A 26,535-nucleotide genomic window follows, 5' to 3' on the forward strand; every position below is an offset into this window, starting at 1 on the left:
CTGTGATGACCCGCGCCGATGCCAAGGTCAAACGAGAGCGGGCAGGCATATGGCCCGCCCGCCCGATCGTCACGCCGCCGGGCAGGTCGCTCCCGCCGGATCGGTCGCGAGCCGCACATCCGCGATCGACACGCTGAACGGCGCAGCGGCGTCGAGCGTCATCGGCGTCGCAACCTTCTCGACGGTCGCGCCACGGTCGCGGAAGCATTTCAGCGGCACGCGCAGAACCTGCCATCCCGCCTTCCCGAGCAGCGGCGCGACGTCGACCCGGCCACCGCCAAGCGCAAGGCCGACCGCCCCGGTCGCAGGCGTGTCGACGCGGTAGGTGACCTGCAGGTTGAGGTCGGCATTGGTCTCGCGCACCAGCGACAGCTCCGGCCCGGTGATCCGCGCCGTGCCCTTGCCCTTCCACGTCAATCGCACCGCGCCTTCCTGCGCGGTCGCGCTGTCGACCGCTTCGCGCGTTACGGCAGGGTCAAGATCGAGCCGGAACGGGGCAGGGACCCGCCCACGCGCAAAGAACAGGCTGGTGTTCGCAAGGCTCGCATCGACCCCCGCCACTTCGCTCAGCGCGTCGACCTTGCCGGGCTTGGCATAGCTCAGCCCATAGCCGAACGGGAACAATGGGTCATAGCCGGGCGCACCGCGATTGAGCGTGAATTGCCCCGCCGTCTTCGGCCAGCTGAACGACAAGGTCCCGCTGAAATCACGCTTGCCGCCGATCAGCACGTCGGCGACGCCTTCACCCTCCGACCCGGGGAACCACGAGGCGACGAACGCATCCGACTGGTTCAGCTCCGGGTTCACCCACAACGGCCGGCCGGACAGGAACACCGAGACGGTCGGAATACCCGCCGCCTTCAACTGCTTGAGCAGCGCCAGCGACTGCTTGTCGCCGGCCTCGAACTCCAGCGTGCGAATATCGCCGCGCATCTCGGCATAGGGCTGTTCGCCGAAAACGACGATCGCGACGTCGGGCTTGGTCGTGAACCGGCCATCGCTCGACAGCGTCGCGCTGCCGCCGCCCGCGTTGGCCGCCGTGGCGATCCCGGCGAAGATCGAGGTCGCACCGGGGAAGTCGGCATTGGTGTTGCCGTCGCCCTGCCACGACAAGGTCCAGCCACCCGACTGCCGACCGATATCGTCGGCGGCATCCCCCACGACGAGGATATTGGCGCTCGCCTTGATCGGCAGCACGCCATTGTTCTTGAGCAGCACGAGGCTTTTGGCGACCGCCTCGCGTGCGACCGCGCGGTGCGCCGCCGATCCGACCTGGTGCGGCTGCGCCTCATAGGGGCGCGCAGGGTCGAACAGCCCCAGCTTCATCTTGACGCGCAGGATGCGCCGCACCGCATCGTCGATCCGCGCCATCGGGATCTTGCCTGCGCGCGCGGCGGCAAGCGTCGTATCGAACAGCCCCTTCCAGCTGTCCGGTGCCATCGCCATGTCGAGCCCGGCGTTGAACGTCGCCGGGCAGTCGGTGTTCGTGCAACCGGGGATCTGGCCGTGGCCGTTCCAGTCGCCGACCACGAAGCCCTCGAACCCCATCCGACCCTTCAGCACGTCGGTCAGCAGCGAGCGGTTGCCGTGCATCTTCTGCCCGTTCCAGCTCGAGAAGCTCGACATCACCGTCATCGTTCCCGCCTTGATCGCGGGCGGATAGCCGGCGGCGTGGATGCGGATCAGCGTCGCTTCGTCGACCTGCGTGTCGCCCTGATCGATGCCGTCCTTGGTGCCGCCGTCACCTAGGAAATGCTTGACGCTCGCCGCGACATGCCCGTGCTGGATACCGCGATCGGCACCGACGCCCTGCAACCCCTCGATCATCGCGCCGGCATAGGAGCCGACCACCGCCGGATCTTCGGAATAGCCCTCGTAGCTGCGGCCCCAACGATCGTCCTGCGGCACTGCGACGGTTGGCCCGAACGCCCAGTCGATCCCGGCCGCGGCCGTCTCCGCCGCAGTGGCCGCGCCGATCTTTCGGATCAGCGCCGGATCGCGCATCGCGCCCAATCCGATATTGTGCGGGAAGAGCGTCGCGCCGACGACGTTGTTGTTGCCGTGCACCGCATCGACCCCGAACATCAGCGGAACCGCGGTGTGCCCGGCGCGCTGCTCCATCGCCACCGCATTGAACGCCCGCGACGTCGCTACCCAGGGCGCGGCGGGCGAGCGGTCGGGGCTGCCGATCGGCGGCGAGCTGCCACCCGCGAGGATCGAGCCCAGCGGATAGGTGCGGAGATCCTCGGGCTTGATCGCACCGATATCGGCCTGGATCATCTGGCCGATCTTCTCTTCCAGCGACAGCCGCGAGAGCAGGGCGGTGACCTTCGCTTCGGTGGCCGCATCGACCAGACCGGTGCTCTTCGCGGCGGGCCATTGATCGGGATGCGCGACCTGCGCGACTGCCCCGCCCGCCGCAACCGTCATCAACGCCACCGCCAGATAGCTAACGCCCCGCATCGTCATCCCCACCTGCCTTGTTTCTCGATTGTGCTTCAACGATGCTGATACCGCTATCCTAGAGCCCGCGCCACTATCTATCGCGGACGCGGCGACGTCGAACGCTCAGCCAAACCAAAGCCCAAAAGCCATCAAAACAACACTGTTGTTTGCAGCTGCTCATTACATGAATTGACAAGCCAATCGTATACGATAGACGTCTCTCTGTGAGACATGCGCTGCTTTCGCTAATTGTGCTGATAACGGCTCCGGCCGTCGCGCAGACGCCGCCGATATTGGCCGCAACCGTGGATGCGTGGCGTCCGGCTATGGAGCCGGCCATCGTTGATGGCGTCCCGGACTATTCTCCTCCCGCGCTGGACCGTCGTTCGCAGGCGCTGGCCAAGGCTCGCTCAGCGCTCGCGGCGGTCGACCGCGCTCGCCTCGACCCCGCGACATCGATCGACGCCGATCTACTCGAGGCCGAGATGAACGGGCTCGACTTCCAGCTGCGCGTGCTGCGGCCATGGTCGCGTGATCCCGGCTTCTACGCGACCATCTGGTCTGAACAGAGCGACGTTCCTGCGCATGAGGGGCCGAACGCGCCGGTGATCGACCTTTGGCGATACAGCTATCCGCTTTCCGCCTCCGACGCGACGACGCTTGATGCGCGACTGGCGAAGATCCCCGCACTGCTCGACGCGGCGCGCGTCAATCTTGCCTCGAGCCAGGCGCACGACCTGTTCGCTTACGGCGCGCGTGCCTTTCATGATCAGGCCGAGATGCTCGCGCAGCTCGAGGCGGGCACACTCGATCTGCGCTCGCTCGCCGGGCATCGCCGCGCCGATTTGTCGGGCGAGGGGCAGCGCTTGCTCCCGGCGATCCGCGCCGCGCGTGAGGCGTCGGAGCGCTTTGCCAAATGGATCGAGGCAGAGACGCCGCGCCGCACCGGCCCGTCGGGGGTTGGCCGAACCGCCTACGACTGGGCCGCGCGCCACGTCTATCTCTCGCCGTACGACTGGGCGGCGCAAGAGGTTCTGCTCAAACGCGAACTCTCGCGCGCCTGGGCCGGGCTCGCGCTGGAGGAAGTCCACAACCGCACGCTGCCGCCGTTGGCGATGCCGGAAGACCCGGTCGCGTTCGACCGGCGGTCGCTGCAGAAGGCCGAGCGTTTCACGCAGTTCCTGATCGACCGCGGCATGGTCGCCGACCGCCCGTGGTACCGCGCGGCGGTCCCCGCGCAACTGGTCAGATACCGCGGTCCCGCGCAGCGCGACTTCTTCGGTCATGTCGTCGCGCAGGATCCATTACCGCTCTACAGCCACTTCTATCACTGGATCGAGCTGGCGCGGATGGCGCACGAGCCGCACGCCGATCCGATCCGACAAGGGCCGCTGCCGTTCAACATCTGGCAGGACCGGTCAGAAGGCGTCGCCACCGCGATGGAGGAACTGGCGATGCAGGCCGGTCTCTACGACGATCTGCCGCGCGGCCGTGAGCTGGTGTGGATCATGCTCGCCAACCGCGCCGCGCGCGGGCTCGCCTCGCTCTACGTGCAGGCCAACCGCATGACGCTGGCAGAGGCCGGGCGCTTTCACGCGCGATGGACACCACGCGGCTGGTCGGACCCGGACAGCCGGCTCGTCGGGTTCGAGCAGCTCCTCTATCTTCGTCAGCCTGGCTACGGCGCCAGTTACATCGTCGGCAAGGTCCAGCTCGACGATCTGCTCGCGCGTCAGGCGGAACGCGCCAGCCGGGCGGGCAAGCCGTTCGACGCCGCTGCCACCATCGCCATGCTGGCGCAGCCCGGCATCATGCCGCTGTCGTTGGTCGAGCGCGCGCTCGATGCCGGAGCGGCCGCACACTGAATTCGGGGAGAGCGGCCCGCAGAGGCACGCGCCCGGATACCCGCAGCAGGGACAGGGAAACAAATGAAGAAGGGGAAAGCCGTCATGATGAGAATGAATCGAAACGTATGGCGACGTGCAGTCGTCGGCGTCGCCTGGGGCGCGACGCTTGCCGCATTGCCGGCCGCGGCGCAGACTGCTCCGGACTCCGCCAATGATGCCGACGAGCGCGACACTGTCGTCGTTACTGGCTCGCGCATCCGCCAGAACCCACTTGCACAGGCTGCGCCGATCACCACGCTCGACAATGCCGACATCGCGCGCACCGGCCTGTCGTCGATCGCCGACGTGCTGCAGCGCTTGCCCGGCGCAGCGGGCGGGCTCAACTCGCGCTTCAACCGGTCGGGCAACAATGGCAACCCGCCCGATGGCGGCGGCGTCGGCGCGGGTTCGTCGGAAATCGACCTGCGCTATCTCGGCAGCCGGCGGACGCTGGTGCTGGTCGATGGTCTTCGCTTCATCAACGGCAGCGCGGCGAGCGGCGTTCCCGGCGCGGTCGACCTGAACGCGATCCCTGACAGCATGATCGACCGGGTCGAGGTGCTGCGCGACGGTGCCTCGACGATCTACGGCTCCGATGCGATCGCGGGCGTCGTCAACATCATCACCAAGAAGCGCCAGGACGGCTTCGTCGCTTCGGCGCAGGGCGGCGCCTATCCGCAGGGCGATGGCGTGACCCAGAACTATCAGCTCAGCTGGGGGCATCGCGACGAAGAGGCCGGTGTCTCGTTCGTGGCCGGCGTCAACTATATCAAGCAAGGCTCGGTCTTCGCAGGCGACCGCAGCTATTACGCCTTCCCCGATCCGGGCGCGACGGCCTGTACCACCAGCTGTAGCTCAGGCACTCCGAACGGCCGCTTTCTCATCAACAACCCGGTCACCGGCGCCGGGATGAACCTTACGCTCAAGTCGAACCCGCTCGGACGTCCGCGCTTCGACCCGGCCGATCCGACCGGCGCGAACAGTGATTTCAAGCAATTCACCGTCGCCGACCGGTTCAACTTCAGACCGTACAATTATCTGCTCACCCCGCAGGAGCGATTCGGCGCATTCGTCAACTTCCAGGGCGATCTCGGCGACGACGTCCGTCTCACGACGCGGATGATCTATAATCGACGCACCTCGGACAATCAGGCGGCACCGCTCCCGCTGTTCGTCGGACCCGATGCCGGCAATGGCAATCTGCTCGACACGATCTCGATCGACGCCACCAACCCGTACAATCCGTTCGGCGTCACGCTGGCGACCGGCAACGCCGGCCTTCCCCGCAACTACGACTTCATCGGTCGGCGCTTCGTCGAAAACGGCCCGCGGCATTACAGCCAGAAGGTCGATACCATGTATCTCGGCGGCACACTCGACGGGAAGTTCGCGGTGGGCAGCGGGACGTGGTATTGGGACGCAAACGTCATCTACGCCTCGAACACCGCCAAGCAGGTGGTGCAAGGGAACGTCAACGCCGCCAATCTTGCGCGGGCGCTCGGACCGGTTGCCAATTGCACCGGCGAGTGCGTGCCGTTCAACATCTTCGGCGGCGAGGATTCGATCACGCAAGCGATGATCGACTACGTCACCTTCCAGCAGCGCGACCGCAGCGAACAGTCGATGGTCGACGCGACCTTGAACGTCACCGGCACGCTCTTCGAGCTACCTGCGGGGCCGCTCGGTCTCGCCGCCGGCTATGAATATCGGCGTCAGGCGGGGTCGTTCTCGCCCGATCCGCTCGTCGCAGCCGGGCTGGGCTCGGACATCCCGGCGCAGGCGACAAAGGGCAGTTTCGACGTCAACGAGGTCTACGGCGAGTTGAGCATCCCGGTGCTCAAGGACGTCCCGTTCTTCCAGTTGCTCGAAGGATCGTTCGCAGCGCGCTACTCCGATTACTCGACGAGCGGCAGCCGCACGACAATGAAGGCGGGGGTCAGCTGGAAGCCGATCGACGACCTGCGGCTCCGCGGCACCTGGGCGCAGGGCTTCCGCGCGCCCTCGATCGGTGAGCTGTTCGGCACGCCCTCGCGCTTCGATGGCGGCGTGATCGATCCCTGTTCCGCCGACGCAGCCGGAGCATCGGCGACGGTGCGACAGAATTGCGCAACACAGGGCGTACCCGCCGGCTATGTGCAGACCAATCAGCAATTGCCGATCCTGACCGGCGGCAACCGCGCGCTGAAGGCGGAAACATCCGAAAGCTGGATCGTCGGCGGCGTCTACAGCCCGTCATGGGCCGGCGGCGTCGGTCGCCTGTCGCTTGAGGTCGATTATTATACGATCAAGGTCGACAATGCGATCTCGTCGATTGGCGCCGACGTGCTGCTCGCCAATTGTACGCAGACCAACGATCCGACTGCGTGCGGTGCGATCACGCGTTCCACGTCGGGTGCCATCACACAGATCCGCGGGCTTCTCCAGAACATCGCCTCGCTCAAAAGCGAAGGCTTGGACGCGATTTTGACGTGGCGCTCGCCGTCGGTCGGGGCGGGGACGTTCGGACTGTTGTGGTCGAACAACTTCCTGTTCGAATATTCGACCACCCTGCCGACCGCTCCCGGCAGCCAGACCGTCCGGCGGCAAGGCACCGAGCGCGGCGATCAGGCCTATCCGCGCTTCAAGAGCAATGCGACGATCGACTGGTCGAGCCCGAGCTTCGCGGCATCGATTACCGGTCGCTATATCGGGCGCGTGATCGAGCCGGCCTATGACAATCATGTCATGCGCCCGACGCTCTATCTCGATGCGCAGGTCGGCTGGACGCCGGGGATGTGGGACGATCGCCTTACGCTGACGCTCGGGGTCAATAACATCCTCGGCAAGCGTGCGCCGGACTGTCTCAGCTGCGGCGGGTTCGATCCGACCACCTACGATCTGCCCGATCAGTTCGGCTACGCCCGGATCGCGGTGAAGTTCTGATCGTGAAGGGGCGGGGGCTTCCTGGCTCCCCGCCCCGAAACGCCTCACCACCAGGTTGCGTAAAGCGCGATCAGGATCAGCACGATGCCGAGGCAGGCGACGTTGAACCCGGTCGCCGTGCGGAAGTCGACGTCCTGCACCGTCACGCGATTGGCGTTGGCTCGCGAAGGCACCAACAACGACAGCACCACCGCAAGCGCGAGGCTGAGCAGGAACACGAGGCTCATGCGGTTGAGGAACGGCAGGTCCGGCAATGCGGCGCGGAGCACGTAGGACAACACCACCGACGCCACTGCCGCCGCGATCGCCCCCGCTTCGTTGGCACGCTTCCAAAACAGGCCCAGCAGGAAGATCACCGTGATCCCCGGCGTGAAGAAGCCGGAGAATTCCTGGATGAACTGAAACGCCTGATCGGACTGCCCGATCAACGGCCGCGCGGTCAGCATCGCGATCACGATCGATACGCACGCCGCGATCCGCCCGACCAGCACCAGTCGTCGCTCCTGCGCCGGATCGGCGCGGCCGTCTTCGGCGACGGTCCTGCCGCCGAACTGCTTCGCGTACAGGTCGAGCGTGAAGATCGTGGCGATCGCGTTGATCTTCGAGGCGGTGGACGCGATGATCGCCGCGATCAGCGCCGCGAATACCAGCCCGAGCAGCCCGGGCGGCAGCAGCCGCAGCATCGCCGGATACGCTTCGTCGGGCTTGGCAAGGTCTGGCGCCAGGACAACCGCCGCGATGCCGGGCAGAACGATGACCAGCGGCATGAGCAGCTTCAGGAACGCGGCGAACACGATGCCCTTTTGCGCTTCCGGCAGGCTCTTCGCCGCCAGCGCTCGCTGAATGATGTACTGGTTGAACCCCCAATAGCTCAAGTTCGCGATCCACATGCCGCCGATGAGCACCGCGAGCCCCGGAAGCTCCTTATAATGGGGGTTGTCGGGGGACAGGATCATGTCGAAGTGATCCGGAACGCGCCGCGTCAGCTCGCCGAACCCGCCGATGATTCCGGCATCCCCACCGATCGCCCGCAACGTCAGCGCCGAGACCAGCAATCCGCCCAGCACCAGCAGCGTCACCTGCACGATATCGGTCAACGCCACTGCTTTTAGCCCGCCACGCAGCTGATAAAGCACGGCAAATGCGCCAAGCCCGACCAGCGCCACATTCTGGTTGATCCCCGCCACCTGCGTCACTGCGATCGAGCCGAGCCAGATGATCGAGGTCAGGTTGACGAAAATGTACAGCGCCAGCCAGAATATCGCCATGATCGTACGGATCGACGTGCCATACCGCTGCTCAAGGAATTGCGGCATCGTGTAGATGCGATTGTGGAGGAAGATCGGCAGGAAGAACTTGCCGACGATCAACAGCGTAGCACCCGCCATCCACTCATAGGAGGCGATTGCCAGCCCGATGGCGTAGCCCGATCCGGCCATGCCGACGATCTGCTCGGCCGAAATGTTCGCCGCGATCAGCGACGCACCGACCGCCCACCAGGGCAAAGCCTTCGAAGCGAGGAAATAGTCCGACGTATCCTTGCTCTCGCCCGCTTTGTCGCGGCTAACCCATTGCGCGAGCACGAAGATGCCGATCGCATAGCCGATCACCACGACCAGATCGATCGTCTGCAACGTCATAGAATTTCCTCCCCACGATCGTCAGCGACGCGCGATCCGTTCTCCCCTGTTTAGCGCGAACGACGATGACGTCCACGGCCTCTCATTCGCCAGCCTGTCCTCGTCCGGACCGTGACAAGCGATGACGCTGAGTTTTCGCGAGATTCGAGCGTCCTAACTCCGTCGACAAGACCGAGCTATGCGTCGGACAAAGGCGGCCCGAACACTGACCAGCCGGTGCGCGCCACCAGCATCTCCAAAGCGCGAACGCCAAGAATCGAGTTGCCGTGCTGGTCGAGGTTCGGCGACCACGCTGCCATCGACGCAATTTGCGGGGCGATCGCAAGAATGCCGCCGCCGACTCCGCTCTTGGCGGGCAAGCCTACGCGCACTGCGAAGTCACCGGAGGCATCATAGTGTCCGCATGTCATCATCAACGCCAGCACCGTGCGGGTCTGCCGTGCTCGACAATCCCCGGCTAAATCATCGGGATCTCGGCGGGTTGCCGCCAGAAATCGTCCCGCGCGTGCCAGCCCGGCGACGTCGAGAGAGATCGCGCACTGCCGCGCATAAGCGCCCATGATCGCGTCATCAGCAGACAAGATATTCTCGTGATGGCGCATGAAGCTGAGCATCGCGCGATTGAGGTCGCCGCCTTCGCTCAGCACCGCTTCGTCCAGCGTCACTGCGCCATCGACCTCACCCTCGATCAGCTTGACGATACCGCCCTGCGCCGCCTCGCCATATTCCTCGACGAGCATGTCGACGACCACCAACGCCCCGGCATTGATGAAGGGGTTGCGCGGAAGCCCGTGCGTACGCTCCAGATCCACGAGGGAATTGAAGGGATCACCCGAAGGTTCGCGCCCGACCCGTTCGAACACGCGATCCTCACGAGCGCGCAACGCGAGGTCGACGGCGAACACCTTGCCGATGCTCTGAATCGGAAACTTATCGACAGAACCGGCCGTGAGGACCTCGCCACTACACAGCGCAACCGCAATCCCGAACGGTCCCGGCGCGGCTTCGGCGTCCTTCGCGTCGGCCTCGGCCTCGATCGCCGCGGCGTTGGCGTCAATCTCTTCCGCGATGTCGGCAAGCGTTCGTGCAAGGTCCATGTCGTCTCCCTTCCGGCATCACCGCCGGCATCGCGCCAACGTTGGGGGCAGGGCGGAGGCTCCCCACATGGATGACGATCGACGGGGGCGTCGTCAGCCGTGAATGGTCAAGGCGCACGGGTTGCTTTAGGGCGGCGAAAAAACGGGGGTGTACGTGTCTGAATTCCGCTTGGCAGCGTTGCTCTTAGGTGCGGTGCTGTTCGCGACGCCTGCGTCGGCGCAGGTGGAAGACGAACAGTTTTGGGAACAGGTCAACGTCAACGTTCCACTGACGCCCGATGTAAGGGTCACGTTCGAACAGATCGGGCGATGGGGGGATCGTGCCGACGGGATCAGCCAGACCGAATATGGCGCTTTACTCGGCTGGAAGGCCAGCAAGGCGTTTGAATTCGGTTTCGGTTATCGCCGCGTCGGGCTCTTCACGGCGACGGGACCGTCGGTGCACGAGGATCGCCTTCGCCAGCAGGTCGTCTTCACACACGGCAACCTGCTCGGTCGTTTCCGCGTCGACGAGCGGTTCAATCCCGGTGGCGATCAGGTCGGGGTGCGCATTCGGCCGCTACTCCGTCGTAACTTCCCGCTAAGAAGCGGAAAGCTGGCATTCTTCGCCTCGCATGAGAGCTTCGTTCTGCCCAATTCGACCCGGTGGGGACAACGATCGGGCTATGAGCGGATGCGCAACATGCTTGGCATCACGGTGCCGCTGATCGCGCGCAAGGCGATCCTCGATATCGGCTATCTAAACCAATTCCGCTTCGGTCGCACCGGGGCGAGGCCCGTCATGGAACATGCGCTGAGCCTGCAACTGACGATCAACGCGATCGGGCCGATCCTGCACGATTGAACCGGCCACGTATCGTTGCGCGTTAAGCTAGACCGTGCAGGTCCGAACCGCTTGCGCGAGGGCGGTCAACGGATCGCCGGTGGGCACGAACTCGTGCGCGAAATAGCCGTCGAAGCCGAGATCGGCGATGCTGCGCGCCACGGCGTGCCAATTGACCTCCTGCGTATCGTCGAGATTATGACGACCGGGCACGCCACCGGTGTGGAAGTGCCCGAGCCATTTGATGTTCTTCTTGATGGTGGCGATCAGGTCGCCTTCCATGATCTGCATATGGTAGATGTCGTAGAGCAGCTTGACCCGCGGCGATCCGACCTCTTCGGCGACGCGCACGCCCCAGGCCGTGTGATCGGCCATATAGTCGGCGTGATCGACCTTGCTGTTGAGCAACTCGATGCAGATCGTAACGCCATGATCCTCTGCGATCCGCTTCACGCGGTTCAGCCCGATGACGGCGTTTGCGGCGCCTTCGTCGTCCGACATACCCTTGCGATTGCCGGAGAAGGCGATGACGTTGGGCACGCCGGCCTTGGCCGCCTGCGGGATGCCGACACGGAACGCTTTCTCGATTGCGTCATGATTTTCGCGGCGGTTCAACCCATTGGGGATCGTCATGACGTCGGCAGCATAGCCCATCGTGCAGCGCAGCCCATGGCGGCGTGGAATCTCATACTCGCCCGGTTGCAACAGATCGATGCCCTGCAGCCCCATCCGCGCCGCGGCGACGCAGAGTTTGTCGAGCGGAATGTCCTGATAACACCAGCGACTGACAGACTGTTTCAGCCGACCGGCGCGCGGCGGCGCGGCTGCCGATCCCGCGGTTGCCGAGAGGGCCAGAGACGAGGCGACGATTTGGCGACGGGTCATCATACCGCATCAATACGTTAGATGACGCCCTCGTCAAATGGCTTGCGATGGCGCGCAAGACGCCTTCGCATTATCGGGTCATCGCCCGGCCAGCGCGACGCGTGCACCGACGTAGAAGAAGCGCCCAAGTGGAGAGATCGGCACATTGGTGCCATAGGCGGCCGGGTCCGGCTTCTGGTCGGTCAGATTGGTGATGCCGCCGTAGAAACCGAAGCCGTCCGGCACCTGATAGGCAATCTGAAGATCATGCTGCCACAGCGGCGCATTACGGAGATATTCAGCGGCGGCGATGTCGGGATTGGCGGCGGTTTCGTTGCGCGTGAAGGCGCGCGTCGCGTTCAGCCAGCGCAGATTGTAGTTCACCGAGACGCGGTCGAGCGTCCAGGATGGTGCGAAGTTCGCGTTCCACTGCGGCGCGCCGAGCGTGTCGAGAGTGTTGGTGGGCGGCGCACCGGGGCTGGCGATGATCGACAGCCGATTGAGATAGCCACCGATCAGCCGCAGGTCGAACGTCCCGATCCGGGTGGCCGGAAGGCGGTACGTGATGTTGAGATCAAGGCCGGCGGTACGGAAGCTCGCGACGTTCTGCGGTCCCACGGTGAAGCCGTTGATCCGGCCTGTGCCGGACGCGCGTGTGTACGATCGGCAAAAGGCATTATCGAGCGTCGGTTGGTCGACGCACAGGTTGATGACGTCTCCAGCCCCCACGGTGTTGATCGCATCCGTCAGGTTGATATCGTACCAGTCTGCCGACGCGGTCAGCCCCGGCAAGAAGCGTGGTCGCAGGACGACGCCGGCAGTCCAGGTGCGCGCTCGCTCGGGGCGAAGCGTCAGATTGCCTTGAGACACGCCGTTGAGGACGAAGCCGGTGTCGCTTTCGCCCAGTAGGGTCGTGCGCCCCGCGGCGGCGAGTTGCGCCCGACAGTTCGCCTCGCGGAATTGCGTCCCGTTGCCGACCGAGCGCGTGGTGCAGGGATCGTCGAGGAAACCTTGCGCGGTACTGCGTGGCTGGAACAGTTCGCCGAGGTTCGGCGCGCGTACCGCCTGTCCGTAGGACCCCCGGAAGGAGATGTCGCGGATCGGTGCATAGATGCCGGTGAACTGCCACGTCTCCGTCTTCCCGACCGTCGAATAGTGGGAATAGCGTCCCGCTGCGCCCACCGACAGCAACTCCGCGAAGGGACGATCGCGCACGATCGGCACATTCAACTCCCCGAACGCTTCCCAAACGTCGAAACTGCCGCGGCTGGGCAAGACGACGGTCGGCTCGTCGCTGCCGAAATAAGCGGCGGCAACAAGGTTGGGGTTGGGGTCGAACCGGCTGCTTTCCCGACGATATTCACCGCCGAAGGAGAATTGGATCGGTCCGCCGGGCAGGCTGAAGAACTGGCCGAAGTCACCGCTTATCGACGCGCTGGCGACATGCTGGTCGATCCGTACGAAGCTTTGGTCGTTACGCTGGAAATAGGCGAGTTGCGCGTCGCTGGTCGGGCCGGCCCCGAACGGATGGATCGGCAGGCAGCCGTTGCCCGGATTGCTTAGCGTCGAACGGCAGATCGCGGAGCCGTCCGGCCCCGACACTGCGTCCAGCGCCTCGAGATAAGGGGCGGCAAGACGGCTGCCGAGCCGAGTGATCCGCACGTCGGTGCGACCATATTGGTAATAGGCGTCATAGGTCGCATGATCGGACAGGCGCCCGGATGCGGCGATGACGCCACGATAGGTTTGGCGAAGATCGTTCTCGCCCAGTCGTCCAAAGTCGATGTTGTGGCGATTGAAGAATAATCCGTCCGCACCCGCCGCGGTTGCCGCGGCGCGAATGCTTTGCGGGATGAACGGGTTATCAAGCGCAATCGGCAGATAATAGGTTTCCGGATACTGGCCGAAGGTCGTCGCATCGGATCGCGCATACTTAGCGTCGACCGACAGCTTCAGCGCATCCGAAACTTCGAATGACGAGAGGAGGTTGACGACATGACGCTCGATGCCGGGCGACAGATCGCCTTGATAGAAGCCGGGTACGTCGGTGCTGACGCCACCCTGCCAATAATAAGCGATCGGCTGGCCTGGATCGTATGGCCGGCCAAGCCCGTCGAAGCTCGGGTTCGACTCGCCACCCACAAAGATTGCACCAAGAGGGGAGACGTAAGTGTAGTGCAGATTGCCGGCGAGGATCTGATCCGGGACCTTGGGATCGTCGGGCTGGTCGGCCGGATTAGGCACCAGATACCGGCGTCGGCCTTGCTGAAGGTATTTGCGGGCCTCGTACGGCACGCGTTCCTCCGCGCTATACTCATACGCCAGCGTCACATTGCCGCGTCCGTCCGCGAAATTCCGCCCGGCCAGCAGCGAGGCGAAGCGGGTGGCACCGTCGCCATATTGCGAGACGCCCATCTGCGCCCGCGCGCTCACGCCCTGAAAATCGCGCCGCAGCACGAAATTGACCACCCCGGTAACGCCATCGGCGCCGTAGATCGCGGAAACCGCTCCGGTCAGAACGTCGACCCGGCTGATCAGGTCGGTAGGAATGGCGTTGATGTCGACCGCGGCGTTGCTCGCCTCGGCGGCGACATGGCGACGACCATCGACCAGGGTCAGCGTGCGGTTCGCGCCGAGATTGCGCAGGTTCAGCTGGTTGAGCCCCGATTGGCCGAGTTGGGCGCTGGATACCGCATCGCCACCGCCCGCGCGCGTGCTGTCCCGCGAGTTGACCAGCGCGGGGACGCGAACGAGGAAGTTGGTCAGGTTGGTGTTTCCCGACTGCCGGATGTCCGCGGCATCGTTCGAGATGATCGGGCTGGGGGCCTCATAGTCCGGACGCTGAATACGCGACCCGGTCACGACGATATCGCTGACCGCGCTGTCGCTTTCCGCAGCGGCGGATGCGGGCGGGGCCGGCAGTGTCGTTTGCCCAAGCGCCGGTTGCGCCAGCGTGGTCGTGCACATCAGCAAGGCACCGATGGTCGTCTTGGTCATGTCGTTCGAGCCCCTCCGCTTGCGGGCGGCCAGTTCGGACGACTTCGCCTGTCCCGCGTCTGTCGATACGTATGAACCCGTCGCGGGGCTCCCGCACGAAATAATTTAAATATGCGATGTAGATAACACCACTTCGCTTTTCGCTGTTCGAGCTGATCGTGCGCTGTCACAACGATCGCACATGGACGAACGGACAGCGGAGGGATGGACGCGGCGCTGCACGCTGCGCGCGATGTCGGTCGCGGGCACGACCATGCTGCTGCCGGGCTGTATGACCCGCCGCGACCCGGAAGCACTGACTTTTTGGGCGACCGGCTACGAGGGCGACTATGCGCCGCACCTGATGACGGCGTTCACCGCGCGCACCGGCATTGCGGTCGAAACCCAGTCGCTGCCCGGCACTGCCGCGCACGAGAAATTCCTGACCGCTCGCGCCGGCGGCTCGCTGCCGGACGTGATGATGCTTCCCTCGGGATGGGTCGCTGAGTTCGCGATGATCGGCGCCATCGCGCCGCTGCCCGACCCAGCGCTCGGCGAAGACACGTTTCCCGACGTCATGCGCGCGCTGACCTATGCAGGGCAGGGCTATGCGATGCCGTGGTCGGTCGGCAGTCAGGTGCAATTCTACCGCCGGGATTTGCTCGGTGAGCTTGGCTATGAGACGGCGCCTGTCAATTGGGACGGCTGGCGGAAGCTGGGCGCGAAACTCAAGCGTCGTCATCCCGACCGCTACGCGATGTTGATGTTCCTCAACTGGTGGGACACGCTGATCACTTTTGCAGGGCAAGCGGGCGCTTATCCGCTGCGCGACAACGACACGCGCGGCAATTTCCGCACCCCCGCCTATCGCCGCGCGCTGGCCTTCTACGTTTCGCTCTTCGTGGACGGCTACGCGCCGCGGGTGTCATCGAACGAGGTGCAGGATCCGGTGGCGGCCTTTGCGCAGGGGTGGTTCGCAATCTATCCGAGCGGGCCGACGCTGCTGACCGACCTGCATCGTCGCACTGCAGAGATCGCCCCGGAACAATGGGGTGTGGTGCGGATGCCCGGCCCTGATGGCCACGGAGCAGTGTCGGCGATCAATAATAGCATCGCTGTTTCCGCGACGACACCGCGGCCCGCCGCCGCATGGGCGCTCGCACGGCATCTGACCTCTGCGGCGAGCGAGTTGCGGTTCCAGCGGATGATCGGTGTGCTGCCGGCCCGGCGCAGCGCGTGGCGAAGTCCGCAACTCGCCGACCCGGTTATCCGTCCGTTCGCCGAACAGGTCGAGCAGCCCGCCCGCCAGCCGACGATCGTCGAGTGGGAACGCATCCGGCTGGAGGTGCAGATCATCGCCGAGCGGGTGGTGCGCGGCGGGCTGACGATAGACGAGGGACTCGCCACGATGGACGCTCGCGTCGATGTTCTGCTCGCGCAGCGGCGGCGATTGGTCGCAGCGGGGAAGATCATATGACCCGGCAATCGCGCGCGGCGTGGCTGTTCGCGACTCCGGTACTCGCGGTGATCGCACTCGTCTTCGTGCTGCCGACCGTTCTCGCGCTAGGGCTTAGCGTCACCGATTACAGCATCTATGCGCTGGCGGACTGGTCCAATCTGCGCTTCATCGGCTTCGACAACTTCACGGATCTGCTGGCCACTCCGTTGTTCTGGCGCGCGTTGGGCAACACCGCGATCTTCGCCGTGCTCGGCGTACCGATGGCGATCGGCACCTCGTTGTTCACCGCGTTGCTGCTCAATGATGCCACGGTGCGCTGGAAGCCGCTCTGGCGCGTGGCCTTGTTCGCGCCCTATGTCACCGGCATCGTCGCGACGGCGGTGGTATGGCGCTTTCTGCTCAACACACGCTTCGGCCTGCTCAACTGGTTCCTTGGGCAGGTGGGGATCACGCCGGTCGACTGGTTGGGCGATCCGCGCTGGTCGATCCCGGCGATCCTGCTGTTCGTGACGTGGAAAGTCTTCGGCTACAACATGATCGTGTTCACCGCCGCGTTGGCGGCGGTGCCGGAGGAACTGATGGAGGCGGCGCGGCTCGACGGGGCGGGGCCGTGGACACGTTTTCGCCACGTCACCTTGCCGGCGATCGGGCCAACGCTGTTGCTCGCCGCGGTGCTGAGCGTCGCGGGGTTCCTGCAACTCTTTGCCGAGCCCTATGTCATGACGCTGGGTGGGCCGTCGCAATCGACGGTGACGATCCTGTACTTCATGTTCGACGAAGGGTTCAAATGGTGGAACCTGGGACAGGCATCGGGGGTGGCGTTCGTGCTGCTGATCCTGATCCTGTCGCTGACGCTGATCCAGACCCGTATCGGACGGCGTTACGAATGGCTGTGAACCCGCGCCGCCTGCGCGCGATCGTGCTGAACGCCGTGGTGGCGTGCGTGACGTTCGTGACGCTGGTGCCGTTCGTATGGATGGTCATCGTCTCGTTCATGCCGCGCTATGAATCGAGCCGTTACCCGCCGCCGCTCTGGCCGACCCGCTGGACGCTCGGCAACTACTACGAATTGCTTGTGCGCCGGCAGTATGACGGGGCGTGGTTCGACTATCGCATCCTGCCCGCGATGGGGAACAGTCTGCTGGTCGCGACGATCTCGACGCTGCTCGGGCTCTTGTTGACGGTGCCGGCCGGCTACGCCTTCGCCAAGCTGCGCTTTCGCGGGCGCGAATGGTTGCTGAAGGTCTTGATCGCCAGCCTCGTCATACCGGGGCAGGTGGCGATGTTGCCGTTGTTCCTGATCTTCCGCGAACTGGGACTGGTCGACAGCTATGCCGGGGTGATCCTGCCCAGCCTCGCCGGTATCTTCGCGATCCTGTTCGTCCGGCAGGCGACCTTGGGCATCCCCGACGAGATGATCGACGCAGCGCGGCTCGACGGGGCAGGGGAGATACGCATCTTCGTATCGATCGTGCTGCCGTTGCTGATGCCGATCACCGTGACGTTAGCAGTGTTCCTGTTTCTAGGGAGCTGGAACGACTTCCTGTGGCCGCTGATCGTGTTGTCCGATCAGCACCATTATACGCTGCCCGTCGCGGTCGCGGCGATCTCGCGCGAACATGCCGCCGACGGAGAGTTGATGATGGCGGCGGCGGTGGTGACGACGCTGCCGGTGCTGGCATTGTTCCTGGCGTTGCAGCGCTATTATATCGGTGGGCTGCTGGGCGGCAGTATCAAAGGGTAAGACGCGGAAGCGCGCGCCCGTCCTCCCCGAAGACGTGAAGATGCGCTGCTTCGCCGCGAAAACTCAGGATTTCACCAAGCGCGATCCGCCGATCGCCGGGCAGTTGCGCGACGATCGTCGTGCCCAGCCCCGGCGAGCCGAGATGCGCGAAGGATAACGGCCCAAGCCGTTCGAACAACTCGACCGCGCCGCCGAACGCGCCACCGGCATCGGGCACCAGATGTTCCGGCCGAATACCCAGCGTCACCGGCTGTCCGGCTTCGCCAGCGACCGCGACAGGCATCAGTGCGCCGCTCGGCAGCCGAATGTCTGCGCCGTTGCTGTGGACCGCGGCGATCGTCGCCGGCAAAAGGTTCATGCGCGGCGAGCCGATCGCGCGCGCCACCGCCAATGTCGCGGGCTTGTCGTACAGCGCCAAAGGCGCGCCGACCTGCTCGATCCTGCCCGCATTCATCACGACGATCCGGTTGGCGAGCGTCATGGCCTCAACCTGGTCGTGCGTTACATAGATCATCGTCACCGCAAGCTGGCCGTGCAATCGCGCGAATTCGTGCCGCATCTTCACGCGCAGATCGACATCGAGGTTGGACAGCGGCTCGTCGAGCAGCAACACCTTGGGCTCGCGAACGATCGCGCGCGCGATCGACACACGCTGCCGCTGTCCGCCCGACAGAGCCCGCGGTCGCCGCGATAGAAACGGGGTAAGCCCCAGCGTCTCCGCCACAGCGCCGACGCGTTCGGCCACCTCGGCCTTCGGCTTCTTGGCGACACGCAACGGGAAGGCGATGTTCTCGGCGACCGTAAGATGGGGGTAGAGCGCGTAGGATTGAAAGACCATCGCGAGCCCGCGCTCGGCCGGCGCCACGTCGGTGACGTCGCGGCCATCGATCATGATCCGACCGCCGCTCGGCTCCTCCAGCCCGGCGATCAGGCGCAGCAACGTCGATTTGCCACACCCGGACGGCCCGACAATCGCGACGAACTCGCCGTCATCTATCGAGAGGCTGCTCGGCTCCAACGCGGTGATCGCGCCGAAGCGCTTGGTCAATTCGCTGAGGACGACATCTGCCACGTGTATATCCCATCGGCCGATTACCGGTGCAGTGATGCCGGCGATCGGCATCACACTCAGCTCAACGATGGGAGAGCGCGTATCGACGCGCCCGGAGAAGGGAAAGGCGCATTATCCTGTTGATGCACGGCCTTTTATCAGGTCGGTCGTCAAACGAGCCTACGCGTGCCAGAACGACAGTGAAGCCCACGGGTCGCACAGGCAGACGATGAGGCTGTGCTGAGCCGAGGTGGTCAATGCCGATGGCAGCGTTGACCCGCACGACCTACGCGTCGCCGCCAAGTCGTTTGGTTCGAAAATCGAAGCAAATATACCGCGGCAAACGGAGCGACGCGCAAGAAAGGCGCTCGCTGGTGACCCCTACGAGAATCGAACTCGTGTTTTCGCCGTGAGAGGGCGACGTCCTAACCGCTAGACGAAGGGGCCGTGCGCGGTGTGAGGCGCGTCGTTAGGAGGCGGGGGCGGGCGCGTCAAGCGACTTTCACTCCGCCCCTGCATTTATGTCCTTCGACGGCTTCAGTCGATCATGCCGCCTTGCGGCGCTCCGCCATTTCATCGTTCAGCATCTCGGCCAGCAGGAACGCCAGCTCGAGACTCTGCCCGGCGTTGAGGCGCGGATCGCAGTGCGTGTGATAGCGATCGGCAAGGCTCTGCTCCGTCACGTCGATCGCCCCACCGGTGCATTCGGTCACGTTTTGTCCGGTCATCTCGGCATGGATGCCGCCCGCGTGCGTGCCCTCCGCGCGATGAACCGCGAAGAAGCCGCGCACCTCGGACAGGATGCGCTCGAACGGCCGCGTCTTGTACCCGCTGGTCGCCTTGACGGTGTTGCCGTGCATCGGGTCGCAGCTCCACACCACCGGATGCCCCTCGCGCTTCACGGCGCGCACCAGCTTCGGCAGATGCGCCTCGATCTGGTCGTAGCCATAGCGGGTGATAAGGGTCATCCGCCCCGCGACACGCGCGGGATTGAGCGTATCGAGCATCCGGAGCAGCGCGTCGGGGTCGAGCGACGGCCCGCACTTCACACCGATGGGGTTGCCGATTCCGCGAAGGAATTCGACGTGCGACGACCCCTCGAAGCGGGTGCGATCGCCGATCCACAGGAAGTGTGCTGACGTGTCGTACCAGTCGCCGGTCAGCGAGTCCTGCCGGGTAAGTGCTTGCTCGAACGGCAGCAGCAGCGCCTCGTGGCTGGTATAGAAGGTCGTCTGCGAAAGCTGCGGGACGGTGTCCGGGCTGATCCCGCACGCTTCCATGAAGTCGAGCGCCTCACCGATCCGATCGGCGGTTTCGGCATATTTCTTCGCCCATGGGCTGCGGCCCATGAAGTCGTGCGTCCAGCGGTGCACCTGATGAAGATTTGCATAGCCGCCCTGCGCGAACGCGCGAAGCAGGTTCAGCGTCGCTGCCGATTGCGCATAAGAGCGGATCATCCGTTCCGGATCGGGAACGCGCGACTCCGGCGTGAATGCGATGTCGTTGACGTTGTCACCGCGATAGCTCGGCAGCTCGACGCCATCGATCGTCTCGGTATTGGCCGAGCGCGGCTTGGCGAATTGCCCCGCCATGCGGCCGACCTTCACCACCGGCAGCTTCGAAGCGAAGGTCAGCACCACCGCCATCTGCAGGATGACGCGAAACGTGTCGCGGATGTTGTTGGGATGGAATTCCGCAAAGCTCTCGGCACAATCGCCACCCTGCAGAAGGAAAGCCTTTCCTTCCGCGACCTTGGCGAGATCCGCCGTCAAGTTGCGCGCCTCACCCGCAAAGACCAGCGGGGAAAGGAAGCCAGCCGCCGCGTCGCATCATCCAGCGCAGCGGCGTCGGGATAGACGGGGAGCTGGCGCGCTTCGGCATTGGTCCAGCTATGCGGGGCCCAGGTGGCCATGGTATTCATCCTTTCAACTAATGCCCGCGCCTTGAACCAACCGCGCGCAGGCCGCAATCAACTTCCTCTTTACAGCACGCCGGGATAGGCGCCGCCGTCGATCAGCAGACTTTGCCCGGTGATGAACCCGGACGAGGCCGCGCACAGGAAGGCGCAGGCGTCACCGAATTCGCGCGGATCGCCGAAGCGGCGGGCCGGGATACGTTGCCGCGCGTTTTCCGCGGCTTCCTCGACCGATACGCCATTTGCCTCCGCGTTGAAGGCGTGCACGCCAGCAAGCCGACGCGTTTCGAACAGTCCAGGAAGCAGGAAGTTGATCGTCACATTGGCATGCGCGACCTGCCGAGCCACCCCGGCCAGAAAGCCGGTCAGCCCGACTCGCGCGCCGCTCGACAGATCGAGGCCCGGTACTGGCGCCTTCACCGATCCGGATGTGATGCAGACGATCCGCCCGAACTGGCGCTCGATCATGCCATCGATCACCTTCTGAACCAGTCGGATCGGGGTGACCATATTCGCGTCAACCCCGGCGTGGATCGCGGCGCTGTCCAAAGCACGGAAGTCGCGGAGTGGCGGACCGCCGTTGTTGTTTACCAGAATGTCCACTTGCCCGCCCGCTGCGTCGAGCAACGCCTCTTGTACACGGTCGTCACCGACGTCGCCGGCAACCGTCCGCACGTCCGCACCACCGGCGCGTAAGGCAGACGCCGTCTCCTCCAGCGCGGGGGCGTCGCGCCCGTTGAGCACGATCACGCAACCGGCCTCCGCAAGCGCGGAGGCGCAGGCCCGCCCAAGGCCATGGCTCGATGCACAGACGATCGCCGTCCGCCCTGTCAGCCCGAGATCCATATCGATCGTCCTTCCTGTTGCCGTTAGCTCGGCAGTTTCCAGTCCCAGCCGAGCGGATCGCCGTCCATCACCTCGACCCCGGCTTCGACAAGTTCGTCGCGGATCGAATCCGAACGCGCGAACTCCTTGGCTGCGCGTGCCGCCTTGCGCTCTTCAAGGCGGGCTTCGATCGCGGACTCGTCGATACTTGCGTCGATTGGCCGAACCCGCAGCGCCCCGCGATCGAGCCGCGCGAGGTCGAGACCCAGTACGTTGTCGAACGCAGCGAGCGTCGCCAGCCGATCCGCGGCCGACGCCTTCTTGTCGCTTAACAGCGCATCGAGAACGGGAAGCGCCCGCGGTGTGGCCAGATCGTCGCTGAGTGCGGCGTCGAGCTGATCGGTATACGCCGTCATGACCGTGCCGGCTGCAGCGGCGCGTGTCCGCAACGCCTCGACGGCGTAGACCCAGCGCTTGAGCCGCACCTGCGCCGCGGCCAGGTTTTCCCAAGAGAATTCCAGCTCACTGCGATAATGCGCCTGCAGGCACATCAGCCGGTAGGAGAGGGGATGGAAGCCGCGCTCCACCAAGCGAGAGAGCGTCAGGAACTCACCCGAGGATTTGCTCATCTTTCCCGTACGATCGACGAGGAAGTTGTTGTGCAGCCAGAACGTCGCGCCGGTATCGGCGCAGCCGCAATGCGCCTGGTTCTGCGCGATCTCATTGGGATGATGGATCTCGCGATGATCGATCCCGCCGGTATGGATGTCGAACGCCGCGCCAAGATATTTCGCTGCCATCACCGAGCATTCGAGGTGCCACCCCGGTGCCCCACGGCCCCAAGGAGACTCCCACTCCATCTGGCGCGTCTCGCCGGGCGAGGTCGTGCGCCAGATTGCAAAATCCTGTGGATGACGCTTGCCGGCGACGGTTTCGATCCGCCCCTGCGCGGCATCGTCGACGGCACCCGCAAGTCGTCCGTAGTCCTGCACCGTCGTCGTGTCGAAGTAGAGGCCATCGTCCAGCAGGTAGCAATGCTTCGCCGCGATCTGCTCGCCCCACGCAATCATCTCGGCGACATGATCGGTGGCCAGCGGCATATGCGTCGGTGTGCGGATGTTCAGATCGCTGAGGTTCTGCTTGAAGGCATCGGTATAATGCCTTGCGATCGCCCAGATATCCTGGCCAAGCGCGCGTGCCGCCGCCTCCATCTTGTCGTCGCCGGCATCCGCATCCGACGTCAGGTGTCCGACGTCAGTGATGTTGATGACATGGGTCAGCGGCCAGCCCTTTGCGGTGATTGTGCGGCTGAGCGTGTCGGTGAAGACATAAGCGCGGAGATTGCCGAGATGCGCATAATGGTAGACGGTCGGCCCACACGAGTAGATGCGAACGTTGTCGGGATCGAGCGGAGTGAACGTCTCCTGCTGTCGCGAGAGGCTGTTATAGAGTGTGAGGGGGCGCCGGTCATGCAGCGCTCTTAATCCGCCGACCGCATCGCGCCAACCATTTGCGGCCTGTGCGACCGTGCAACGCTTGCGCCGATGATGCGCTTGCTGTTCGGAACAGCGCAACAGCAAGGAGCCATGCGTGACGAAGATTGCCGTCGTACAGACCACGACCGGGATCGATCCTGCCGAGAATGCCGCGACGCTGGTGGCGGCGATCGACGAGGCGGGCAGGGAAGGTGCCGCCATGGTCTTCACGCCGGAAATGTCGGGGCTGCTCGACCGCGATCGCGCGCGTGCGGCGTCGTCGATCGTACGCGAGGCCGACGATCGCGTATTGGTGGCGGTGCGCGAGGCGGCGGCGCGCGCCGGCATTTGGGTGCATCTCGGCTCGCTCGCGCTCCGGCGCCCTGACGGGCGGTTCTCCAACCGCAGCTTCGTGATCGACGCGGTCGGCAACATCCGCGCCCGCTATGACAAAATGCATCTCTTCGACGTCGACCTTCCGACCGGCGAGAGCTGGCGCGAGTCGGCGAGCTATGCGGCGGGTGATCGACCGGTGGTTGTCGGCACGCCACTTGGGCCGATGGGGCTGTCGATCTGTTACGACATGCGCTTTCCCGACCTGTTCCGCGCGCTGACCGATGCTGGTGCGCAATTGCTGTCGGTTCCCGCCAGCTTCACCCGCCCGACCGGCGCAGCGCACTGGCATATCCTGCTGCGTGCGCGTGCGATCGAGGCGGGTGTCCATCTGGTTGCGGCGGCGCAGACCGGAGTGCACCCGGACGGTCGCGCCACCTACGGGCATTCGCTCATCATCGATCCCTGGGGCGAGGTGCTGCTCGATATGGGCGAAGCACCGGGGATCGGCTATGCTGAAGTCGACCCCGCTCGGATGCAGGATGTGCGCGCACGTATCCCGGCGTTGAAGCATCGCCGGGTGGTGACCGCACCGATCGTGATCGCGTGAACGCTTGCGAGGCCCGGCACTTGCTGCTAGGGCCGCTGTGTTCGGCGCGAGCCTCGCTCGCCGCCGCATTACTTGTTTGATCCGGAGTTGAAGGTTCCAATGCAGATCATCGTTCGCGACAACAATGTTGACCAGGCCCTCCGCGCGCTCAAGAAGAAGCTGCAGCGTGAAGGCGTGTATCGCGAAATGAAGCTGCGCCGCCACTACGAGAAGCCCTCGGAGAAGCGTGCGCGCGAGCGTGCGGCTGCGGTGCGTCGGGCACGCAAGCTGGAGCGCAAGCGTGCGGAGCGTGACGGCGCACGGTAAGACGCTGCGTCGATCGTAGCGCCGCAAGATACGGCGCTGCGGTCACACCGTTTCTGCCAGCGCGTCGTCGCGATGACGCGTGCAAGCCTAAGGTTGCCCGCCGATGTCGACTGTCACCGCCGTCCCGATCGCTCCCGTCCGGCGCGCCTATGTGCTCTGGCTGGTAGCGGGGCTGCTGGTCGCCCTGGTGGCCGGCATCGCATTGGCGCGCGCGGGAGATACCGGCATCCTCACGACGCCGTCGGGACTGCGCTATCAGGTGCTCAAGGCCGGTGACGAAAAGGGTGCGCGGCCTACCGACACAGACGTGTCGCTCGTGAATTACGAGGGGCGGCTGGTGGACGGAACCGTCTTCGACAAGTCGCAGCAGCCTACCCCGCTGCCGGTCGCCGGCGTTGTACCGGGCTTCTCCGAAGGCCTGAAGCTGATGCACAAGGGCGCCAAGTACCGGCTCTGGATCAAGCCGGAACTCGGGTATGGTGAGCGCGCCAACGGCCCGATCCCTGCCAACTCGACGCTGGTCTTCGACGTCGAGCTTCAGGACTTTCTCCCTGAGGCAACCGTCCGTCAGCTTCAGATGCAGCAAAGCATGATGGGTGGGATGCCGGGCATGGGTGGTCCGGGCGGTCCTGGGGGACCTGCTCCCGCCGGACGCTGAGCGGCGGCACGAACGAGATGATCGAGGGCGGCCGGATTGGTCGCCCTTTTCGTTGGGCAAGCGCAAGCGACGCCTCCAAGCGCTGCGCTCTGATCTCAGTTCCGGTTTGTCTCCGGCGAGAGTGACCAACCCTCGCCGTTCGTGCCAAGCCTACCGAAATACGCTCACGCAGCACGCCCTTCGTCACGCTGAGGACGAACAAAGGGTGCATTTAAGCTTGCTGCTGCTTGCCGGTGATGGTTCGAAACCGCGAAGCGGACGGTCGCCAAGCGCCTATAGCAAGGCACCCGGAGCCGGGGCCCCATTTGGCTCTTCACGGCGGCGTACCCCGTCCAATGCCCCGGGACCGCGCAGGGCCGGTGTCGCGCTGGGAGCCGGGGCAGGGAAGGCCTGCCGGCGCATGCATAGGCCGGGGCCCGTGCGCGGGAACTCCCGGCAATTCCACAGTTCGCGTTCCAACCCGGCGTCCTTGTCGCGCAGATAGCTGAACGACATGCTCGCCATTTGTACCGGGGTCATCGGCGTCCCACCGGGCAGCATCGTGCGATCGGTCCAGCCGAGGAACTTGCACTTCGGCCGCTGCCCGCAGGCGGCCTTCGCGATCGCCGCATAGCTTTCGGGTGCCCCCGCCGTCAGCAAGGCCGTGAAACTATCCGGCTCGCCGGCGACGGCGCTGGTCGCCAGCGGCGCACCGGCCGATCCCGGTCCTGCCGCAGCAACTGCAACAGCAGCCTCGTCCAGCGCGCCGCCAAGCCGATGCACCGGTGAGATAGCGCCTAGCTTGGCGATCACCGGCTCGTCGCTCGAGACGACCCGCCGGAACGCGGCGGGGGTGCCCCACCAGCCGGTCCAACGGAAAAACAAATGCGTGTTTACCTCGGCGAGCTTGTCGAGGCTCGCGCTCCAATACGGCACGACCCAATCGGTATGGTAATGCGTGGCATAGCCGATCTTGCTGAAAACCTCACCATTCATCGCCTTGGTCGCGATCTGCCGCGCGCGCTCCCAAGCCGGCTCGGATGGTCGCCGCGTCAACGCGCCGTCGCAGGTGAAGGTGAACTGGCAGCCGGTCGAACGCTCCTGGCCCTGGAAGACGACCCCACACACCGTCTTCGGAAACGCCGGGTGCCGCAGCCGGTTGAGCACGACCTGCACCACCGCTCGCTCCCCGACGGGATCGTCCCCGGCCTCGTACCAGGCGGCCGCTGCGAGGCAATCGGTCGCACGCGAACGCTCCGTCTCGTCACCCGCGAAGAGGAACGGACGCGCCGCCGGACGCGGGCCCCGCACGAACGGAATGGCCGCGTTGAAGAGCCGCGCGTCGGCAGGGGTAAGGTCTTGAAGCTCGACAGGTTCAACCGCCGGAACCTCGCTCGCCGCCACCACGCGTTGTGGGCGCACGACCTTCGCCGCGATCGCACGCGGCACCTCAGGCGCGCGACGTGCGATCAGGGCGGGCGCGACCAGCGCCGATGTCGCGATCCCGACAAGGATCGCGCGCATCTT

At 65.0% G+C, this 26,535-nt stretch carries 18 protein-coding genes, 1 tRNA gene and 1 pseudogene; 9 read left to right on the plus strand and 11 right to left on the minus strand.

All coding sequences use genetic code 11. From position 1 onward, the window contains the following. Nucleotides 1-69: 69 nt before the first annotated feature. The gene (locus QP166_RS07335; RefSeq protein ID WP_333915329.1) at nt 70-2,469 is read right to left on the minus strand and encodes a glycoside hydrolase family 3 protein; all 2,400 of its coding nucleotides are present in this window, start codon (nt 2,467-2,469) and stop codon (nt 70-72) included. A 302-nt stretch (nt 2,470-2,771) separates the two neighbouring features. Between QP166_RS07335 and QP166_RS07340 the strand changes: the two genes are divergently transcribed. Then, on the plus strand, nt 2,772-4,310 hold the full coding sequence (locus QP166_RS07340; protein ID WP_333915330.1) for a DUF885 family protein: 1,539 nt from the start codon (nt 2,772-2,774) through the stop codon (nt 4,308-4,310). A gap of 93 nt (nt 4,311-4,403) precedes the next feature. Then, nucleotides 4,404-7,253, plus strand: a complete 2,850-nt coding sequence (locus tag QP166_RS07345; protein WP_333915331.1) for a TonB-dependent receptor domain-containing protein — start codon at nt 4,404-4,406, stop codon at nt 7,251-7,253. A 44-nt stretch (nt 7,254-7,297) separates the two neighbouring features. On the opposite strand, the gene QP166_RS07350 is transcribed toward QP166_RS07345, so the two are convergent. Further along, nucleotides 7,298-8,893 (minus strand): sodium:solute symporter family transporter, encoded by a 1,596-nt coding sequence (locus tag QP166_RS07350; RefSeq protein WP_333915332.1) that lies wholly within the window; start codon nt 8,891-8,893, stop codon nt 7,298-7,300. 176 nt (nt 8,894-9,069) lie between these two features. After that, on the minus strand, nt 9,070-9,990 hold the full coding sequence (gene glsA / locus QP166_RS07355) for a glutaminase A (protein WP_333915333.1): 921 nt from the start codon (nt 9,988-9,990) through the stop codon (nt 9,070-9,072). 154 nt (nt 9,991-10,144) lie between these two features. On the opposite strand from glsA, the gene QP166_RS07360 reads away from it, so the two are divergent. Beyond that, nucleotides 10,145-10,834 (plus strand): DUF2490 domain-containing protein, encoded by a 690-nt coding sequence (locus QP166_RS07360; RefSeq protein WP_333915334.1) that lies wholly within the window; start codon nt 10,145-10,147, stop codon nt 10,832-10,834. 27 nt (nt 10,835-10,861) lie between these two features. Here the strand turns inward: QP166_RS07360 and QP166_RS07365 are convergent, their stop codons facing one another. Together QP166_RS07365 and QP166_RS07370 are read right to left on the minus strand one after the other, a co-directional pair. After that, the gene (locus QP166_RS07365; RefSeq protein WP_333915335.1) at nt 10,862-11,698 is read right to left on the minus strand and encodes a hydroxypyruvate isomerase family protein; all 837 of its coding nucleotides are present in this window, start codon (nt 11,696-11,698) and stop codon (nt 10,862-10,864) included. A gap of 78 nt (nt 11,699-11,776) precedes the next feature. Further along, nucleotides 11,777-14,674 carry a TonB-dependent receptor domain-containing protein gene (locus QP166_RS07370; RefSeq protein ID WP_333915336.1) on the minus strand — a complete coding sequence of 966 codons (2,898 nt, stop codon included), beginning with the start codon at nt 14,672-14,674 and terminating at the stop codon, nt 11,777-11,779. A gap of 181 nt (nt 14,675-14,855) precedes the next feature. Here QP166_RS07370 and QP166_RS07375 point away from each other — a divergent pair, with 181 nt between their 5' ends. Genes QP166_RS07375 through QP166_RS07385 form a run of 3 tightly spaced genes read left to right on the plus strand, consistent with a single transcriptional unit; the run spans nt 14,856 to nt 17,856 of the window. Beyond that, nucleotides 14,856-16,130: an extracellular solute-binding protein gene (locus QP166_RS07375; protein WP_333915337.1), complete on the plus strand. Its 1,275-nt coding sequence runs from the start codon at nt 14,856-14,858 to the stop codon at nt 16,128-16,130. Further along, a complete protein-coding gene (locus QP166_RS07380; RefSeq protein WP_333915338.1) occupies nt 16,127-17,008 on the plus strand; it encodes a carbohydrate ABC transporter permease in 882 nt (293 codons plus the stop codon). Before QP166_RS07375 ends, QP166_RS07380 begins: the two co-directional genes overlap by 4 nt. Continuing rightward, nucleotides 16,999-17,856, plus strand: coding sequence for a carbohydrate ABC transporter permease (locus QP166_RS07385; RefSeq protein WP_333915339.1), 858 nt, complete (start codon nt 16,999-17,001; stop codon nt 17,854-17,856). The genes QP166_RS07380 and QP166_RS07385 overlap by 10 nt, the downstream gene beginning before the upstream one ends. On the opposite strand, the gene QP166_RS07390 is transcribed toward QP166_RS07385, so the two are convergent. From QP166_RS07390 to cysS, 5 genes and pseudogenes are all read right to left on the minus strand, one after another. After that, nucleotides 17,846-18,928, minus strand: coding sequence for an ABC transporter ATP-binding protein (locus QP166_RS07390; protein ID WP_333915340.1), 1,083 nt, complete (start codon nt 18,926-18,928; stop codon nt 17,846-17,848). The genes QP166_RS07385 and QP166_RS07390 overlap by 11 nt on opposite strands. A 351-nt stretch (nt 18,929-19,279) precedes the next feature. Further along, a tRNA-Glu gene (locus QP166_RS07395) sits at nt 19,280-19,354 on the minus strand. A 98-nt stretch (nt 19,355-19,452) separates the two neighbouring features. Continuing rightward, a pseudogene (locus tag QP166_RS07400) lies at nt 19,453-20,828 on the minus strand (class II 3-deoxy-7-phosphoheptulonate synthase). Nucleotides 20,829-20,888: 60 nt separating this feature from the next. Further along, nucleotides 20,889-21,668: an SDR family oxidoreductase gene (locus tag QP166_RS07405; RefSeq protein ID WP_333915341.1), complete on the minus strand. Its 780-nt coding sequence runs from the start codon at nt 21,666-21,668 to the stop codon at nt 20,889-20,891. A gap of 23 nt (nt 21,669-21,691) precedes the next feature. Further along, nucleotides 21,692-23,122, minus strand: coding sequence for a cysteine--tRNA ligase (cysS, locus tag QP166_RS07410; RefSeq protein WP_333917284.1), 1,431 nt, complete (start codon nt 23,120-23,122; stop codon nt 21,692-21,694). A 115-nt stretch (nt 23,123-23,237) separates the two neighbouring features. Here cysS and QP166_RS07415 point away from each other — a divergent pair, with 115 nt between their 5' ends. The 3 genes from QP166_RS07415 (at nt 23,238) to QP166_RS07425 (ending at nt 25,029) form a co-directional block, all read left to right on the plus strand. Further along, entirely contained in the window at nt 23,238-24,065 is an 828-nt protein-coding gene (locus QP166_RS07415; RefSeq protein WP_333915342.1) for a carbon-nitrogen hydrolase family protein, read from the plus strand. A gap of 99 nt (nt 24,066-24,164) precedes the next feature. Beyond that, nucleotides 24,165-24,371, plus strand: a complete 207-nt coding sequence (gene rpsU, locus QP166_RS07420; protein WP_007404630.1) for a 30S ribosomal protein S21 — start codon at nt 24,165-24,167, stop codon at nt 24,369-24,371. 103 nt (nt 24,372-24,474) lie between these two features. Further along, complete coding sequence (locus QP166_RS07425; protein WP_333915343.1) at nt 24,475-25,029, plus strand: FKBP-type peptidyl-prolyl cis-trans isomerase; 555 nt, start codon at nt 24,475-24,477, stop codon at nt 25,027-25,029. A gap of 273 nt (nt 25,030-25,302) precedes the next feature. Here QP166_RS07425 and QP166_RS07430 read toward each other — a convergent pair whose 3' ends face one another. Further along, a complete protein-coding gene (locus QP166_RS07430; RefSeq protein WP_333915344.1) occupies nt 25,303-26,532 on the minus strand; it encodes a cell wall hydrolase in 1,230 nt (409 codons plus the stop codon). Nucleotides 26,533-26,535: the final 3 nt, after the last annotated feature.

The sequence above is a fragment of the Sphingomonas sp. LR60 genome (genome assembly GCF_036855935.1).
GTDB lineage: Bacteria > Pseudomonadota > Alphaproteobacteria > Sphingomonadales > Sphingomonadaceae > Sphingomonas.